This window comes from Plantactinospora siamensis (assembly GCF_042434095.1).
In the GTDB taxonomy this organism is placed as follows: domain Bacteria; phylum Actinomycetota; class Actinomycetes; order Mycobacteriales; family Micromonosporaceae; genus KBS50.
In genome coordinates this window covers 138,336-153,184 of sequence record NZ_JBHLUE010000001.1, presented here as the reverse complement: position 1 = coordinate 153,184, position 14,849 = coordinate 138,336, and the positions used below count along the sequence as shown (strand labels likewise).

12 protein-coding genes are annotated in these 14,849 nt (G+C 73.1%); 7 read left to right on the top strand and 5 right to left on the bottom strand.

The genetic code is table 11. The annotated features are described in order from the left end of the window. Positions 1 to 64 precede the first annotated feature (64 nt). The 3 genes from galT to cysC all read right to left on the bottom strand — a co-directional run bounded on the left by galT (position 65) and on the right by cysC (position 3,853). Positions 65 to 1,144, bottom strand: coding sequence for a galactose-1-phosphate uridylyltransferase (galT, locus tag ACFFHU_RS00625; protein WP_377334547.1), 1,080 nt, complete (start codon positions 1,142 to 1,144; stop codon positions 65 to 67). Next, positions 1,141 to 1,923: a DeoR/GlpR family DNA-binding transcription regulator gene (locus ACFFHU_RS00620; protein ID WP_377334545.1), complete on the bottom strand. Its 783-nt coding sequence runs from the start codon at positions 1,921 to 1,923 to the stop codon at positions 1,141 to 1,143. Before ACFFHU_RS00620 ends, galT begins: the two co-directional genes overlap by 4 nt. 400 nt (positions 1,924 to 2,323) lie before the next feature. Then, a complete protein-coding gene (gene cysC, locus ACFFHU_RS00615; RefSeq protein ID WP_377334543.1) occupies positions 2,324 to 3,853 on the bottom strand; it encodes an adenylyl-sulfate kinase in 1,530 nt (509 codons plus the stop codon). A 187-nt stretch (positions 3,854 to 4,040) separates the two neighbouring features. On the opposite strand from cysC, the gene ACFFHU_RS00610 reads away from it, so the two are divergent. The 5 genes from ACFFHU_RS00610 (at position 4,041) to ACFFHU_RS00590 (ending at position 8,331) form a co-directional block, all read left to right on the top strand. Then, positions 4,041 to 4,961: an ABC transporter ATP-binding protein gene (locus ACFFHU_RS00610; RefSeq protein ID WP_377334541.1), complete on the top strand. Its 921-nt coding sequence runs from the start codon at positions 4,041 to 4,043 to the stop codon at positions 4,959 to 4,961. Then, positions 4,948 to 5,850, top strand: a complete 903-nt coding sequence (locus tag ACFFHU_RS00605; protein ID WP_377334539.1) for an ABC transporter permease — start codon at positions 4,948 to 4,950, stop codon at positions 5,848 to 5,850. Before ACFFHU_RS00610 ends, ACFFHU_RS00605 begins: the two co-directional genes overlap by 14 nt. A gap of 11 nt (positions 5,851 to 5,861) precedes the next feature. Further along, positions 5,862 to 6,812 (top strand): ABC transporter ATP-binding protein, encoded by a 951-nt coding sequence (locus ACFFHU_RS00600; RefSeq protein ID WP_377334859.1) that lies wholly within the window; start codon positions 5,862 to 5,864, stop codon positions 6,810 to 6,812. A gap of 7 nt (positions 6,813 to 6,819) precedes the next feature. Then, positions 6,820 to 7,533, top strand: a complete 714-nt coding sequence (locus tag ACFFHU_RS00595; protein WP_377334537.1) for an ABC transporter permease — start codon at positions 6,820 to 6,822, stop codon at positions 7,531 to 7,533. Positions 7,534 to 7,629: 96 nt separating this feature from the next. Next, complete coding sequence (locus ACFFHU_RS00590) at positions 7,630 to 8,331, top strand: SDR family oxidoreductase (protein ID WP_377334535.1); 702 nt, start codon at positions 7,630 to 7,632, stop codon at positions 8,329 to 8,331. 81 nt (positions 8,332 to 8,412) lie between these two features. On the opposite strand, the gene ppc is transcribed toward ACFFHU_RS00590, so the two are convergent. Further along, positions 8,413 to 11,199: a phosphoenolpyruvate carboxylase gene (ppc, locus tag ACFFHU_RS00585; protein ID WP_377334533.1), complete on the bottom strand. Its 2,787-nt coding sequence runs from the start codon at positions 11,197 to 11,199 to the stop codon at positions 8,413 to 8,415. Positions 11,200 to 11,312: 113 nt separating this feature from the next. Beyond that, on the bottom strand, positions 11,313 to 12,368 hold the full coding sequence (locus ACFFHU_RS00580) for a hypothetical protein (RefSeq protein ID WP_377334531.1): 1,056 nt from the start codon (positions 12,366 to 12,368) through the stop codon (positions 11,313 to 11,315). A gap of 54 nt (positions 12,369 to 12,422) precedes the next feature. Here ACFFHU_RS00580 and ACFFHU_RS00575 point away from each other — a divergent pair, with 54 nt between their 5' ends. Both ACFFHU_RS00575 and ACFFHU_RS00570 read left to right on the top strand, forming a co-directional pair. After that, on the top strand, positions 12,423 to 13,463 hold the full coding sequence (locus ACFFHU_RS00575) for a S66 family peptidase (protein WP_377334529.1): 1,041 nt from the start codon (positions 12,423 to 12,425) through the stop codon (positions 13,461 to 13,463). Between the two features lie 85 nt (positions 13,464 to 13,548). Next, entirely contained in the window at positions 13,549 to 14,739 is a 1,191-nt protein-coding gene (locus ACFFHU_RS00570; RefSeq protein ID WP_377334527.1) for a right-handed parallel beta-helix repeat-containing protein, read from the top strand. Positions 14,740 to 14,849 lie beyond the last annotated feature (110 nt).

Genomic DNA, 14,849 nt, shown 5'->3' with positions numbered 1-14,849 from the left:
CTGGCCTGTTAACAAGGGGCCCTTGCTCTACAAAAAGCGATAACAAGGGGCCCTTCCTTCGCCCTCAGCCGGCGTCGCGGAGGCGCTGGGCGGCCTGCTCGGGGGCGATGTCGTTGATGAAGACGCCCACGGCCGACTCCGAACCGGCCAGGTATTTCAGCTTGTCGGCCGCCCGCCGGATGCTGAACAGCTGCAGGTGCAGGTGGGCCAGCTCCCGATCGGCGTGCACGGGCGCCTGGTGCCAGGCCGAGATGTACGGCATGGGCTTGTCGAACAGCGCGTCGAACCGGCGCAGCACGTCGAGGTAGAGCTGCCCGAACGCGTCCCGCTCCGCGTCGTCCAGCGCCGGGATGTCCGGCACCACCCGGTGCGGCGCCACATGCACCTCGAACGGCCACCGGGCGGCGGCCGGGACGTACGCGGTCCAGTGCTCGTTGCCGGCCACCACCCGGTCCCCGGCGGCGCGCTCGGCGGCCAGGACGTCCGCGTACAGGTTGCGGCCGCCGGTGGCCTCGGCGTGCCGGCGGGCCGCGGCCACCATGGCCCGGCCGTGCGGCGTCACGAAGGGGTACGCGTAGATCTGCCCGTGCGGGTGGTGCAGCGTCACGCCGATCTCCACGCCCCGGTTCTCGAAGCAGAAGACCTGCTCCATGCCGGGCAGCTCGGACAACCGCGCCGTCCGGTCGGCCCAGGCCTCGACCACCAGCCGGACCCGCTCCGGCGGCAGGGTGGCGAACGAGGCGTTGTGGTCGGAGGTGAAGCAGACGACCTCGCACCGGCCCAGCCCCGGACGGACCGGCGTGTACGGGGTCAGCTCCGCGGGCAGCTCGCCGACCCGGTCGCTCAACGAGGGGAACCGGTTCTCGAACACCGCCACGTCGTAGTCGTACACGGGGATCTCGGTCGAGCGGTCCGGCGTGGACGGGTCGAGCGGGCACTCGTCGGCGGGCGGCAGGAAGGTCCGGGTCTGCCGGTGGGCGGCCACGGCCACCCACTCGTCCACCAGTGGGTCGTACCGCAGCTGCGAGGCCGGCGGCGGGGGTGGCAGCTCCCGCCGGTCCGGCATGCTCCGGTCGGCATCGTCCCGTTCGTCGAAGTAGATGAGTTCCCGCCCGTCGGCGAGCTGCACCGAGGTGCGCTTCATTCCGTTCCACCCTCCACGATCAGCAGTTCCACGCCCCGCTCGGCCAGGCTGGCCCGGGCGTCGGGCGGCAGCCCGGCGTCGGAGATCACGGTGTGCGCCGCACCCAGCTCGACGATGGTTGAGATACCCACAACTCCCCACTTCGTGTGGTCGGCCGGCACCACGAGCCGGTCCGCCGAGGCCACCAGCGCGCGGTCGGTCTCCGCCTCCAGCAGGTTCGGGGTGCTGAAACCGGCGCGCTCGCCCATCCCGTGTACCCCGAGGAAGAGCAGGTCCACGTGCAGGGTCCGGAGCGCGGCCACCGCCACCGGCCCGACCAGGGCGTTTGACGGGGTGCGTACGCCCCCGGTGAGCACGACCGTCTGGTCCGGCCGGCCGCCGCGGTGGAACACCTCGGACACCGGCACCGAATTGGTCACCACGGTCAACCGGGGCACCGTGGCGAGCCGCCGGGCCAGTTCGGCGGTGGTGGTCCCGGCCGACAGCCCGATGGCCTGGCCGGGCTCGACCAGCCGGGCCGCCCGGGCCGCGATGGCGGCCTTCTCGGCGCGCTGCCGGACGGATTTCGCGGCGAAGCCCGGTTCGTCGGTGGAGCCGGGGTGCGCCCGGGTCGCCCCGCCGTGCACCTTGGCCAGCAGGCCGCGGTCGGCCAGCGCGTCCAGGTCGCGCCGGATCGTCATGTCGGAGACGGTGAACTCGGCCGCGAGGTCGCTCACCCGCACCCCGCCGGCGGTCCGGACCCGGTCCAGGATGGCGGCCTGCCGCTGCTGGGCCAGCATCAGGGCCGTCCGGGTCCGGTCACGAGACCGACCCTACGGGTTCACACGGAATCCAACAAATCCGAACATCGCGGCCACTCGGGCCCGTGCGGCCGCGGCCGCGCGGCGTCCCGGCCGCGCGGCGGTCCGACCGGTGCGGCGCGGCCGCCGCGGTCTGCCGGCGCGTCCCGGCCGCGCGGTGGTCCGACCGGTGCGGCGCGGCCGCCGCGGTCTGGCCGGTGCGTCCCGGCCGCGCGGTGGTCCGGCCGGTGTGGCGCGGCCGCCGCGGTCTGGCCGGTGCGTCCCGGCCGCGCGGTGGTCCGGCCGGTGCGGCGCGGCCGCGCGGCGGTCCGGTCGGCGCGTCCCGGCCGCGCGGCAGCTCCGGCGCGGCCGCCACGGCGCGGCCGGCGCGGCCCGCCGCTCAGGCCGGCTGCAGGCGCGGCTCGACCCAGCCGGTCTCGGTGAGGTGCTCCAGCACCGCCTGCACCGCCTCCTCGACGGTGAACGCGCTGGTGTCCAGCACGAGATCGGCGTCGGTCGGCTCCTCGTACGGGTCGTCGATGCCGGTCATCCCCGCCAGCAGGCCGGCCCGGGCACGCGCGTACAGGCCCTTCCGGTCGCGCCGCTCGCACACGTCCAGCGGGGTCGAGACATGCACCAGGACGAACCCGGCGCCCGCGGCCAGCGCCATCTGCCGGGCCGTCCGGCGCGCCTGGTCGTACGGGGCGATCGGGCAGCACAGCGCCATGCCCCGGTGCCGGGCCACCTCGGCGGCCACCCAGCCGATCCGGCGCACGTTGAGGTCCCGGTCGGCCTTGCTGAAGCCCAGTCCGGCCGACAGCTCCCGGCGTACCACGTCGCCGTCCAGGAGGGTCACGGTGCGGTCCCCGGTCTCCCGGAGGGCGTCGGCCAGGCCGCGGGCGATGGTCGACTTGCCCGAGCCGGACAGGCCGGTGAAGAAGACGACCAGGCCCCGGTGCCGGCGCGGCGGCCGGGCCCGGGACAGCTCCTTGGCCACCGCGGGCGGGGTGTGCCACTCCGGCAGCGGGAACCCGCGGTCCAGCAGGTCCTCGATCTCGTCGGGGCGCAGCGCCAGCCGCCGGTTGCGCGGCGGAATGTCGTCCCGCCACCGCCACTGCCCGTCCCGGTTGTCGTACGCGAGCTCGCGGGGCACCAGCACCCGCGGGCCGCCCCCGGACAGCATCTCGCCGGTGGAGAGCAGGTGGGTGACGCCGTACGCGGCGGCCACCCGGGCCCGCAGCAGCGCGTCGGAGATCTCGTCGCCGCGCCGGGCCAGCGGCACGGTGATGAGGGTGGCCGGCGGCATCCGGTCGCGGGCCGCGAACACGCAACGGACCAGCACCTCGGGCGGCAGCCCGTCCTGGGCCGGTTCGCTGCTCGGGATGAGCACCAGCAGGTGCGCCACGAGCGTGCGGGCCGCGTGCGCGATCTGCGCCAGCTGCGGGCGGTGCAGCGGGCGGTCGGCGATCACCCCGAGCACCCGGCCCGGGGGCAGCAGCGCGCGTACCTCGTCCGGCGTACGCCGCAGCCGCTGGAACGGCCCGTGCCCGCCGTCGCCGAGCCGGCGGACCGGGCCACCGAGGCCGACCTGCCCGTCCCGGCCCGTCCAGACGTCCGTGATCTCCATGAGCGCCACCGGGGCGCCCTCGGTGTCGGTCAGCACCAGGGCTCGGCGAAGCGGGTCGCCCAGCTCCATCTCGCCGGCCAGCTCGGCGGGCACCTGCAGGGTCACCGGCACCGGCCAGTGAGTGCCGTCGGCCAGCCGCCCGCGTCGGGCCAGCGAGGTGAGGTCGGCGCGGCTCATGAAACCGGTCAGCGGGGCGTACGCCCCGGCCAGCAGCAGCTCCAGATCGGCCAGCTCGTAGGGGCGCGGCGTGTACGCCGGCGCCTCGCGAAGCACCTCATCGGGCAGTGTCCACCCGTTGCTCATCGAACCCCCAACATCCCGGCCGGCACACAGTTTCGCAGCACACCGCCGATCGGTCGAGAGCGCCACTCGGGGGGAGGCCCCCCGTCGGCTCTACGGCGTTTCCCTGAGCCGGCGGCCGGAAGGATCAGGGAACGACCAGGGTCGGTCTTCCTCGCCGAGGATGCGCCGGTTTCCTAGGCTGTTCGACGTGACAGTTCTCGCGACCCAGTCGCTGACCAAGACGTACGGCGGGCGGGTGACCGCGCTGGCCGACCTCACGGTCGCGGTCGAGCCCGGCATCGTCGGGTTGGTCGGCGCGAACGGCGCCGGCAAGTCAACCTTCATCAAGATCATGCTGGGCCTGTTGCCGCCGACCAGCGGCTCGGCCCGGGTGCTCGGCATCGACCCGGTCACCGACCCGGCCGCCGTGCGGACGCGGGTGGGATACATGCCCGAGCACGACTGCCTGCCGCCCGACCTGAGCGCCGCGGAGTTCGTCACCCACATGGGTCGGATCGGCGGCCTGCCCAAGACCGCCGCCCGGGAGCGGGCCTCCGAGGCGCTCCGGCACGTCGGCCTGTACGAGGAGCGCTACCGGCAGATCGGCGGCTACTCGACCGGCATGAAGCAGCGGGTGAAGCTGGCCCAGGCGCTGGTGCACGATCCGGACCTGCTGTTGCTGGACGAGCCGACCAACGGGCTCGACCCGGCCGGCCGGGAGGCCATGCTCACCCTGATCCACCGGATCGGCACCGAGTTCGGCATCTCCGTGGTGGTCTGCTCGCACCTGCTGGGCGAGGTGGAGCGGATCTGCGACGCGCTGGTGGCCATCGAGGGCGGCCGGCTGCTGCGCTCGGCCAACATGGCCACCATGACCTCGGCCACCGACGTGCTGTCGATCGAGGTGAGCGAGGGCACCGAGGAGCTGGCGGCCCGGCTGACCGAGCTGCGCCTGCGGGTGAGCCGGGAGGGCCGATTGCTGCTCGTCCCGCTCGAGGCGGAGCAGACGTACGACCTGATCCTCACCGCGGTGGCCGACCTGGACCTGCCGCTGCACCGTCTCGACCAGCGCCGGCACCGGGTGGCCGAGCTGTTCGCCAGCAAGGAGGCCGCCAGTGTCAACGGCTGAGGTTCGCGCCGCCGCTCCGGACGGCGTGATCCACGACATCGGTTACCGCCGGTACGCGGGCCCGCGGCTCGGCCGCCGGCACATCGTGGCCGCGCTGTACGTGCACGCCCTGCGCACGTCCTTCGGGCTGGGCCGCAGCGCCAAGGCAAAGATCTTCCCCTGGCTGATCGTCGGCATCGTGACCGTGGTGGCGGCCGTGCTCATCGCGATCCGCGCCCGGCTCGGCCAGGTGGTGCTGAGCTACGCCCAGTTCGCCGACTCGCTGAGCTGGCTGGTCATCTTCTTCGTGGCCGTGGTCGCCCCGGAGCTGGTCTCCCGGGACCTGCGCAGCGGCGTCCTGCCGCTGTACTTCTCCCGGCCGCTGGCCCGCTCCGACTACGCGCTGGCCAAGTTCGCCGCGCTGGCGACCGCGGTGTGGCTGCTGCTGGGCGGTCCGCAGGTGCTGATGTTCATCGGGGCGGCGTTCTCCACCGGCAAGGGGATGCACGGGGCCTGGGACGAGTTCACCGACCTGGTGCCGGGGCTGCTCTACGCCGGCATCTGGGCCCTGGTCTTCGCCGCCATCTCGCTGCTGGTGGCCGCCCTGACCGGCAAGCGGGCCATCGCCGCGGGCGCGGTGGTGGCGGTCTTCCTGATGACCACTCCGGTGGTTGGCGTGCTGTCGGTGCTGCCCTCGCAGACCGCCAACCAGCTCGCCGGGCTCGCCTCGCCGAGCAGCCTGATCGCCGGGGTGGGCGCCTGGCTGTTCCGCGGCGTGCTCTCCGCCAACAACCGGCAGCTGCTGCCGATCGGCGACTTCGGCCCGGTGTACGGCGCGGTCGCCCTGATCCTGGTGGTCGGCTGCGTCGCCCTGCTGCTGCTCCGCTACCGGAAGGTCGCCGCCCGATGAGCACCGCTTCCATGACCCCGGCGCCCGTCGACGGCCGGCCGGTCGCCGCACCGACCCTGGTGGAGCTGGCCGGGGTGTCCCGCTGGTACGGCAACGTGGTGGCGGTCAACGACATCACCATGACGCTCGGACCCGGCGTGACCGGCCTGCTCGGGCCGAACGGCGCCGGCAAGACCACGCTGCTGCACATGATGGCCGGCTTCCTGGCCCCGTCGCGCGGTCGGGTCACCCTCGGCGGCGAGCCGACCTGGCGCAACCCGGACGTGTACCGCCGGCTCGGCCTGGTCAGCGAGCGGGAGGCCGTGCACACGTTCCTCACCGGGTACGAGTTCGTGCTGGCCAGCGCCCGGCTGCACCGGCTGGCCGAGCCGGCGGCCGCGGCCCGGCGGGCGGTCGAGCTGGTCGAGATGACCCCGGCCCAGGACCGGCGGATCGAGACGTACTCGAAGGGCATGCGGCAGCGCATCCGGGTGGCCGCCGCGCTGGTGCACGACCCGGACGTGCTGCTGCTCGACGAGCCGTTCAACGGGATGGACCCGCGGCAGCGGTTGCACATGATGGAGCTGCTGCACACCCTCGGCGGCGCCGGCCGGACGATCCTGTTCAGCTCGCACATTCTCGAGGAGGTCGAGCAGCTCTCCGGCACGGTCCAGGTGATCGTGGCCGGGCGGCTGGCCGCCTCCGGTGACTTCCGGACCATCCGCCGGCTGATGACCAACCGGCCGCACGTCTTCGTCGTCCAGTCCACCGACGACCGGGCGCTGGCCGTGGCCCTGATGGCCGAGCCGTCGGTGACCGGGGTGGAGCTGGACCGCACCGGCCTGACCGTGCGGGCCGGCGACTACGGCAGCTTCACCCGGGCGCTGCCCAAGTTGGCGCTGCGCTCCGGCATCCGGGTCCGTCGCCTGATCCCGTCGGACGAGTCCCTGGAGAGCGTCTTCTCCTACCTCGTGGAGGCATGACCACACCATGAACGCGACCATCGCCTGGATCACCACCCGGGGGCTGCTGGGCCGGCGCCGGTTCCTGCTGCTGCTTCCGCTGCCGGCGCTGCTGGTGGTGCTGGCCGTGGTGGCCCGCTCGGCCGGCGTCGACCCGGGCCAGTGGGCCCAACCGGTCCTGGTCGGCCTCGGCCTGGCCGTGGTGCTGCCGGTCGTCTCGCTGATCGTCGGCACCGGCGTGCTCGGCTCGGAGATCGAGGACGGCACGATCGTGCACATCCTCACCAAGCCGATCCCGCGGTGGCAGATCATCCTGCCGAAGCTCGCGGTGGCCACCGGGGTCACGGCGCTGACCGCGGGCATCCCGCTGTACGTCGGGGGCGTGCTCGCCCATTCCGTACGCCTCGGCCTGGGACTCGCCGCGGCCGGCGCGGTGGGCGCGCTGGCGTACTCGGCGCTGTTCCTGGCGCTCAGCCTGCTCACCCGCCGGCCGGTGCTGCTCGGCCTGGTCTATGTGCTGATCTGGGAGGGCCTGCTGACCAACCTGGTGAGCGGCACGGCCGTGCTCTCCATCCAGCAGTACGTGCTCACCATCACCGACCGGATCGCCCCCACCGAGCTGTTGAAGCACAACGTGTCGCTGCCGGTGGCGCTGATCATGACGGCCGTGATCGTGGTCGGCTTCACCGCCCTAGCCATCGAACGCCTCCGCAACTTCAGCCAGCCCGGCGAGACCAGCTGAGGTAAGGAAGGGCCCCTTCTTATCGCTTTTTGTATAGCAGGGGGCCCTTCTTAACGCGTTGACTTCGTGTCCACTCGAACTCCTAGGGTGGTCCGCATGAACGGATCATTGGTAACCCTGATTACCGGTGGATCAAGCGGGATCGGGGCATCGGTCACCCGCGACCTGCTCGGTAAGGGCCACCGGCTTGCCATCACGGGCCGGGACGCCGGCCGACTCAAGCGGTTCGCCGATTCGCTCGGCAATCCCGCGGAGTTGCTGACCCTGCCCGGCGATGCGAGCAACGCACCCGATGTCGAGCGCGCCGTCGCAGCCGTCCTGGACCGGTACGGCCGGTTGGACGTGGCGATCGCGAACGCCGGCTTCGCCACCCGCGACACGATCGCCGACGGCGACCCCGCCCAATGGCGGGAAATGGTGCTGACCAACGTGCTCGGGCCCGCGCTGCTGGTCCGGTACGCGTTGCCGGCGCTGCGGGAGACGCAGGGGCGCATCGTGCTGGTGGGCAGCGTGGCCGGGCTGATCGGCAGCCCCGGAAACGTGTACGGCGCGACGAAGTGGGCGGTGACCGGGCTGGCCGAGAACGTCCGGCGGTTGGTCACCGGGGACGGTGTCGGGGTCACCCTGATCGCTCCCGGCCGGATCGACACGCCGTTCTGGGACGATCTGGGCGGAGCGCAGGGCACGGCCCTGCTGACCGCCGACCAGATCGCCCAGGCAATCGCCTGGACGATCGACCAGCCGGCGCGCGTGGACGTGAACACCGTCGTCGTCCGCCCCACCGGCCAACAGAACTGAGCGCACCGCCGGGCGGGCGGCGGCGTTAACAAGGGGCCCTTCCTATACAAGAAACGATAAGAAGGGGCCCTTCCTTACCCCTCAGCCGGTGTTGCGCATGCCGGCGGCGATGCCGTTGACGGTGGTGAGCAGGGCGCGCTCCAGCGCGGTGCCGTCGCCCGGGGCGCGCCGGCCGCCCGGCGCGGTGGCCACCGCGCGCCCGGCCAGCCCGGATTCGCGGTACTGCCGCAGCAGCGCCACCTGCAGGTGGTGCAGCGGCCGCAGGTAGGTGTCCCGGACCGCGAGCGTGCGTTGCAGCACCGGGGAGTTCTCCAGCAGCGCCGGGGAGGCCGTGATGGCCAGCACCTCCCGCTTGGTCAGCTCGTACTCCGCGGAGATCGTGTCGAAGATCGGGTGGAGGTTCTCCGGTACCAGCGTCTCCACGTACCGCTGGGCGATGGTCAGGTCGGTCTTGGTCAGCATCATCTCGACGTTCGACAGGAACGTCCGGAAGAAGTGCCAGCTGCGGTGCATCTCGGCCAGGATGTCGCCGAGGCCCGCCGCGCGGGCCGCGGCCAGCCCGGTGCCCACGCCGAACCAGCCGGGCACGATCTGGCGCGTCTGCGTCCAGCCGAACACCCACGGGATCGCGCGCAGCCCGGACAGCCCGGCCCCGGTGTTGGGCCGCTTCGCCGGCCGGGAGCCGATGTTCAGCGCTCCGAGCAGCTCCGTGGGGGTGGCCGCCCAGAAGTACGCGGCCAGGTCCGGATTCTCCACCAGGGCTCGGTAGGCCCGGTATGCCGCGTCGGAGACGGTGTCCATGGCCGCGTCCCAGCGTTCCAGCTGTTCGGCCGGCTGCCGCGGAGCGGTGTGCAGCAGGGCGCTCTGCAACACGGCCGCGATGGTGAGCTCGAGGTTCTCCCGGGCAAGGGAGGGCAGGGTGTACTTGTCGGAGATCACCTCGCCCTGCTCGGTGACCTTGATGGCGCCGTCCAGCGTCCCGTACGGCTGGGCCAGGATCGCCTCGTGCGTGGGGCCGCCGCCCCGACCGACCGTGCCGCCGCGGCCGTGGAACAGCCGCAGCCGTACGCCGTGCCGGGCGGCGATGTCCCGCAGCGCGCGCTGGGCCCGGTGGATCGACCACTGCGAGGTGGTGATGCCGGCCTCCTTGTTGGAGTCGGAGTAGCCGAGCATCACCTCCTGCACGTCGCCGCGGGCCGCCACCACGGCCCGGTACGCGGGCAGCGACAGCAGCTCGTCGAGGATCTCGCCGCCGGCGTTCAGCTCGGCAGGCGTCTCCAGCAGCGGCACGAAGCCGATCCGGGCCCGCCCGCTGTGCACGTCCACCAGCCCGGCCTCCCGGGCCAGCACCACGGCCGCCAGCACGTCGTCCACGCCGAGGGTCATGGAGATGACGTACGACTCGATGACCTCGTCGCCGAACCGGTCCTGCGCCTCGCGGACGGCCGCGAAGACGTCGAACGTCTTGCGCGCGGCCTCGCTGAGCGGGGTGGCCATGGCGGCCAGCGGGCGCCGCCCGGTCAGCTCCTCGGACAGCAGCTTGGTCCGCTCGGTACGGCTCAGCCCGGTGTAGTCGGTCGCCTCGCCCACCTGCTGGTAGAACTGGGCCAGCACGGCGTGGTGCGCCTCGGCGTGCTCCCGGATGTCCATGGTGGCCAGGTGCAGCCCGAAGCTGGAGATGGTCCTGATCACCGAGGCCAGCCGGCCCATGGCGGTGAGCTGACCGGAGTTGCGGGCCAGCGACGCCCGCATCAGCTCCAGGTCGGCGATCAGCTCGGCGGTGCCGCGATAGTCCCGGCCCGGCGTGTGGGCGGTGCCCTGCCGCAGCCGGCGGCGGGTGTTGGCGAGCTTGGCCAGCACGCACCGCGCCTTCAACCGGTAGGGCTCCTCGGCGTTCGTCCGGCGGAACCGGTCGGCCACCTCGGGCAGCGCGTCCAGATCCTTGGCCAGGCTGGCCGACAGGTCGAGCGAGACCCCGCGCAGCCGGCGGGACACCGACACCTCCTTGATCAGCGCCTCCATGGCGCGTTCGGTGGCGCTCAGCCCGTGCTCGTGCTGGATGTGCAGCACCTCCCGGGTGACCTGAGGGGTGACGAACGGGTTGCCGTCCCGGTCGCCGCCGATCCAGGTGCCGAAGGTGAGTGGCCGGGCCGTCGGCGGGGTCTCCACACCCAGCCCGCGCAGCGTGTCGGCGAGGTTGTCCAGCACCTGCGGCGCCGCCTCGGCGTACAGGTCCCGCAGGTAGTAGATGGCGTTGCGGGCCTCGTCGGTCGGGTCGGGACGGTCCAGCCGCAGCTCGTCGGTCTGCCACAGCAGGTCGAGCAGCTCGGCCAGCCGGCGGTTGGCCGGGCCCTCGTCGGCGGCGCCGTAGAGGATCGCGGCGGACGCCTCGGCGTCCAGTTCGTCGGCGATGGCCCGCAGCTTGGTGAGGATGGACCGGCGGGCGGCCTCGGTGGGGTGGGCGGTGAAGACGGGCCGCACGGCCAGCCGCCGGGCCGACTCGGCGATCTCGTCGGCCGGCACCGCGCGCTCGGCGATCAGCGTGGCCGCCTGGTCCAGCCAGCCGCCGTTGACCGCCCGCTGCCGGCGCAGGTCCCGGGCCCGGTGCACCTGCTCGGTGATGTTGGCCAGGTGGAAGTAGGTGGAGAAGGCGCGGGCCAGCTTGGTGCCGGTGGCGATGTCCATCGCCCCGAGGCGGGCGGCCGCGGCCTCGGCGTCGGTCCGGACCAGCGCCCGGATCTCCTCGACGAGGTCGAGCAGCGGCGGACCCTCCTGGCGGGCCAGCGTCTGCCCGAGCAGGGTGCCGAGGCGGCGGATGTCCGCCCGCAGGGCGGCGTCGGGACCGTCGGGGTGATGGTGGTCGGTCATCGTGCGCTCCTTACGTTGGTACGAAGGACTGCGCTGTCCGACAGGAAGTGATGGTATCGCCCGGACCTCTGCCGGGGATGTGCCGGTCTCCGGGCGGCCACCCGGGACGCGGTCTAGCGCTCATGTCGGGGCGCCGCCCCGCCGCCGACCACCCGGGTCGCCACCAGCAGCGCGAGCAGGCCGGCCAGCGCCCACAGCGCCAGTTCCAGCAGCGGCCAGTGCGCGGCCCGGGCGGGGAAGTACGCCACCGACTTGATCAGATCGGTGGCCAGGCCGGGAATGTTCCACCGGTGCATGCTGCCGAACGGGCCGGGCAGGAACTCGGGCGCGTAGACCCCACCGGAGCCGGGGTTGCCGAGCACCACCAGCAGCAGGATCACCAGCCCGGTGCCGACCATCCCGAGCCAGCCCTGGGCGGCGGCGGCCACCATGGCCGCCGCGAACGCGATCAGCATGCCGGCGCCGGCCACGCTGGCGCCGTGCCGGGTGAAGACGCCGAGCGCCGGGCCGGTGACCAGCCAACCGGACAGCCCGAGCAGCACCGAGTAGATCGCGAACGCGGCCACCCGCAGCGTGGCCCGGCCGAGCGTGCGGGGAACCGTGCCGAGCGAGATGCCGAGCGCGGCGGTACCCAGGTAGCCGCCGAGGACCAGCCCGATCGCCAGGTAGAACGGGACCAGGCCGCGCCGGTCGTCCGACGAGGTCGGGTAGGCGTCGGTGACCGATAGGGGTGCGCCGGCGGTCTGCGCCGCGGCGCCGATCACGCCTGTGACGGCCTCGGCGGCGGCCGGGCTGCCGGCGCTGGCCGTGCGCAGGGTGAGCCCGCCCGGGCCGCTGGCGAGGACCGCGTAGACGTCCCGGGCCCCGAGGGCGTCGTTGGCGGCGGCCGGCGAGGCGTACGTGATCTCCCGTACCGCGGTCGTGCGCGCGCGTACCCCCGCCAGCAGTTGGTGTGCGGGCCCGTCGCCGGCGGCGACCGCGACCGGAAGGGCACGCGGGCGCGGGTTGTGCAGCGCCCCCGCGTACGCGGCGATGAAGGCCGTGGTGATCACCAGGGTGCCCAGCAGCAGGGTGGCGCCGCGCAGCAGCGTGCGCCGGAAGGCCGCGTCCCGGACCGGTTCGGCGATCCGCCCCCAGCGCCCGTGGCGGCGCGACGACTCGTGGCTCATTTCGGTAGCTTATGGAAGGTTTATCCGCTTGCGCCGGCCGATAGCTTTCCCGGTATGCCGCAGCCGAGTTATCCCGCCAAGCCCCGCCCCGGCGACCGGGTCGCGGTCGTGTCGCCGTCCGCCGGCCTGCCGGCGATCTTTCCCGAGGTGTACGAGCTGGGCCTGCGCCGGCTGCGCGACGAGCTCGGCCTGGAGCCGGTCGAATACCCCACCACCCGGGTGCTGGGCGCCCACCCGGCCGATCGGGCCCGTGACCTGGTTGCCGCGTTCGCCGACCCGTCGATCACGGCGGTGCTGGCCACCGTGGGCGGCGACGATCAGATCACCGTGATCCCGCACCTGGACGACGCGGTGCTGCGGGCCAACCCCAAGCCGTTCTTCGGCTACTCGGACAACACCAACCTGCTGAACCACCTGTTCGGGCTGGGCGTCGTGAGCTACCACGGCGGATCGGTGCTGGTGCACCTCGGCCGCGGGGGCGCGCCGCACCCGGTCAGCCTCGACTCGCTGCGCGCCGCGCTGTTCACCTCCGGCTGGCACGAGCTGACCGCGCCGGCCGAGTGGACCGATGAGCCCGGCGACTGGCGTGACCCCGCGTACCTCGGCACCGAGCCGACGATGTTCCCGGCCGAGGGCTGGCGCTGGTCCGGCCCGGCCACCGTGGTGGAGGCGCCGCTCTGGGGCGGCAACCTGGAGATCCTGCACTGGCTGCTGGCCGCCGGGCGGGTCGGGCCGAACGCCGACTACGCCGGCTGCGTGCTGGCCATCGAGACCTCGGAGGAAATGCCGCCGGACACCGAGGTCTACCGGATCCTGCGGAACATGGGCGAGCGTGGCCTGCTGGCCGGGTTCTCCGCTGTGCTGGTCGGCCGGGCCAAGGCGTGGAACCACCCGCGCCCGCTGGCCGCCGCCGAGAAACGGGCGTACGCCGAGGCGCAGCGGGCCGCCGTGGCTCGCGCGCTGCACGAGTACGCCCCGGACGCGATCGTGGTGTACGACCTCGACATCGGGCACACCGACCCGCAGCAGATCCTCCCGTACGGCGGCACCGTCCGGGTCGACGCGGCGGACCGCCGCATCTCGGTCCGCTACTGACCTCGGTCGGATCAACGACCGGCCCGATCCGTCGATCACTGTGCGTAAATACGCTTGGTGCATCTGATCGCTGCGGGAGGGTGTCATGAGGGGACCGATCCGGCTGGCGATCGTCGCGGCCTCGTCGATTTTGCTGGTCATGACCGCCGGGACGGGCGGGGCGGAAGCGGCCGGGCCGGTCCTCCACTGCGGCGACACGATCACCACCAGCATCACCCTGCGCAACGATCTGCGCTGCGCCGGTGACGGCCTGGTCGTGGCCGCCGACGGGGTCCGGATCAACCTGAACGGGCACCGCCTCACCGGGTCGGGCACCGGCGCGGGCATCCGGGACGAGGAGCACGCCGGGCTGGCGGTCGGCGACGGCGCCATCTCCGGCTTCGCCCAGGGAATCGCGCTGGACACCGTCCGGGACGTGTCGCTGACCGGCGTACGGCTGCTGCACAACGGCCTGGCCGCCGACTGGGGCGGCGGCCAGCTGCGGATCCGCGGCGGGGAGTTCGACTCGACGGGCTGGGCGGTCGCGGCCTCCGGGTACGACTCCCTGGTCATGGACGGGGCAAAGGTCACCGGTGGGGTGCTGGCCGACAACGTCCACGGCGCCGCCTCCCGGGTGGTGAACAGCCGGATCCGCGCCGGTGACCTCTTCCTGATGGAGTCCGCCGGGTTCACGATCCGGGGCAACACCTTCGTCGACGGCGGCGCCTCCTCGTCCGAGTCGGGCGGCCTTGTCATCGAGGACAACCGGTTCACCAACGGCGGGGTGGGCCTGGAGGTCACCGACGATGTGCTGCTGCGGCGGAACACCATCTCCGGGGGCGGAATCAGCATCGACTTCGGGCCCTGCCGCGACATCCGGGTGCTGGCCAACACGGTCCGCGGCGCCCGCTTCGGGGTGTACGTCAAGGGGCAGGTGCTGGCCGAGTTCGAGGGGATGGTCATCTCCGGCAACCGCCTCACCGGCAATTCGGTGGCGGGCGTGTTCCTCACGACGTCCGTTCCGTTCATCCCGAGCGGTCCGGTCACCGTCGCCGGCAACACGCTCCGGCACAACGGGTACGGCCCGGACATCGTGACCGACTCCGCGGGCCGGCGGGTGAACGACGGGCTGCACACCGACGTGCCCGTCGGCAGCGGGCTGCTGGTGCGCGGCAACCGGACGTACGGCAACGCCGACTTCGGGATCGAGGCCCTGCCGGCCGGCAGCGTGCGGGACGGCGGCGGCAATCTCTCCAGGGGAGATCGCAGCGGCTGCGTCGGCGTCACCTGCCGCTGACCCCCGCCGCCCGCGCTCCCAACGCCGCTGTCGCCGCTGTCGTTGTCGCCGCTGCCGCCGTGCCGCGCCGTGGCGACAAATGATCATGGGCTTTGCCGCGAGAATCCGCC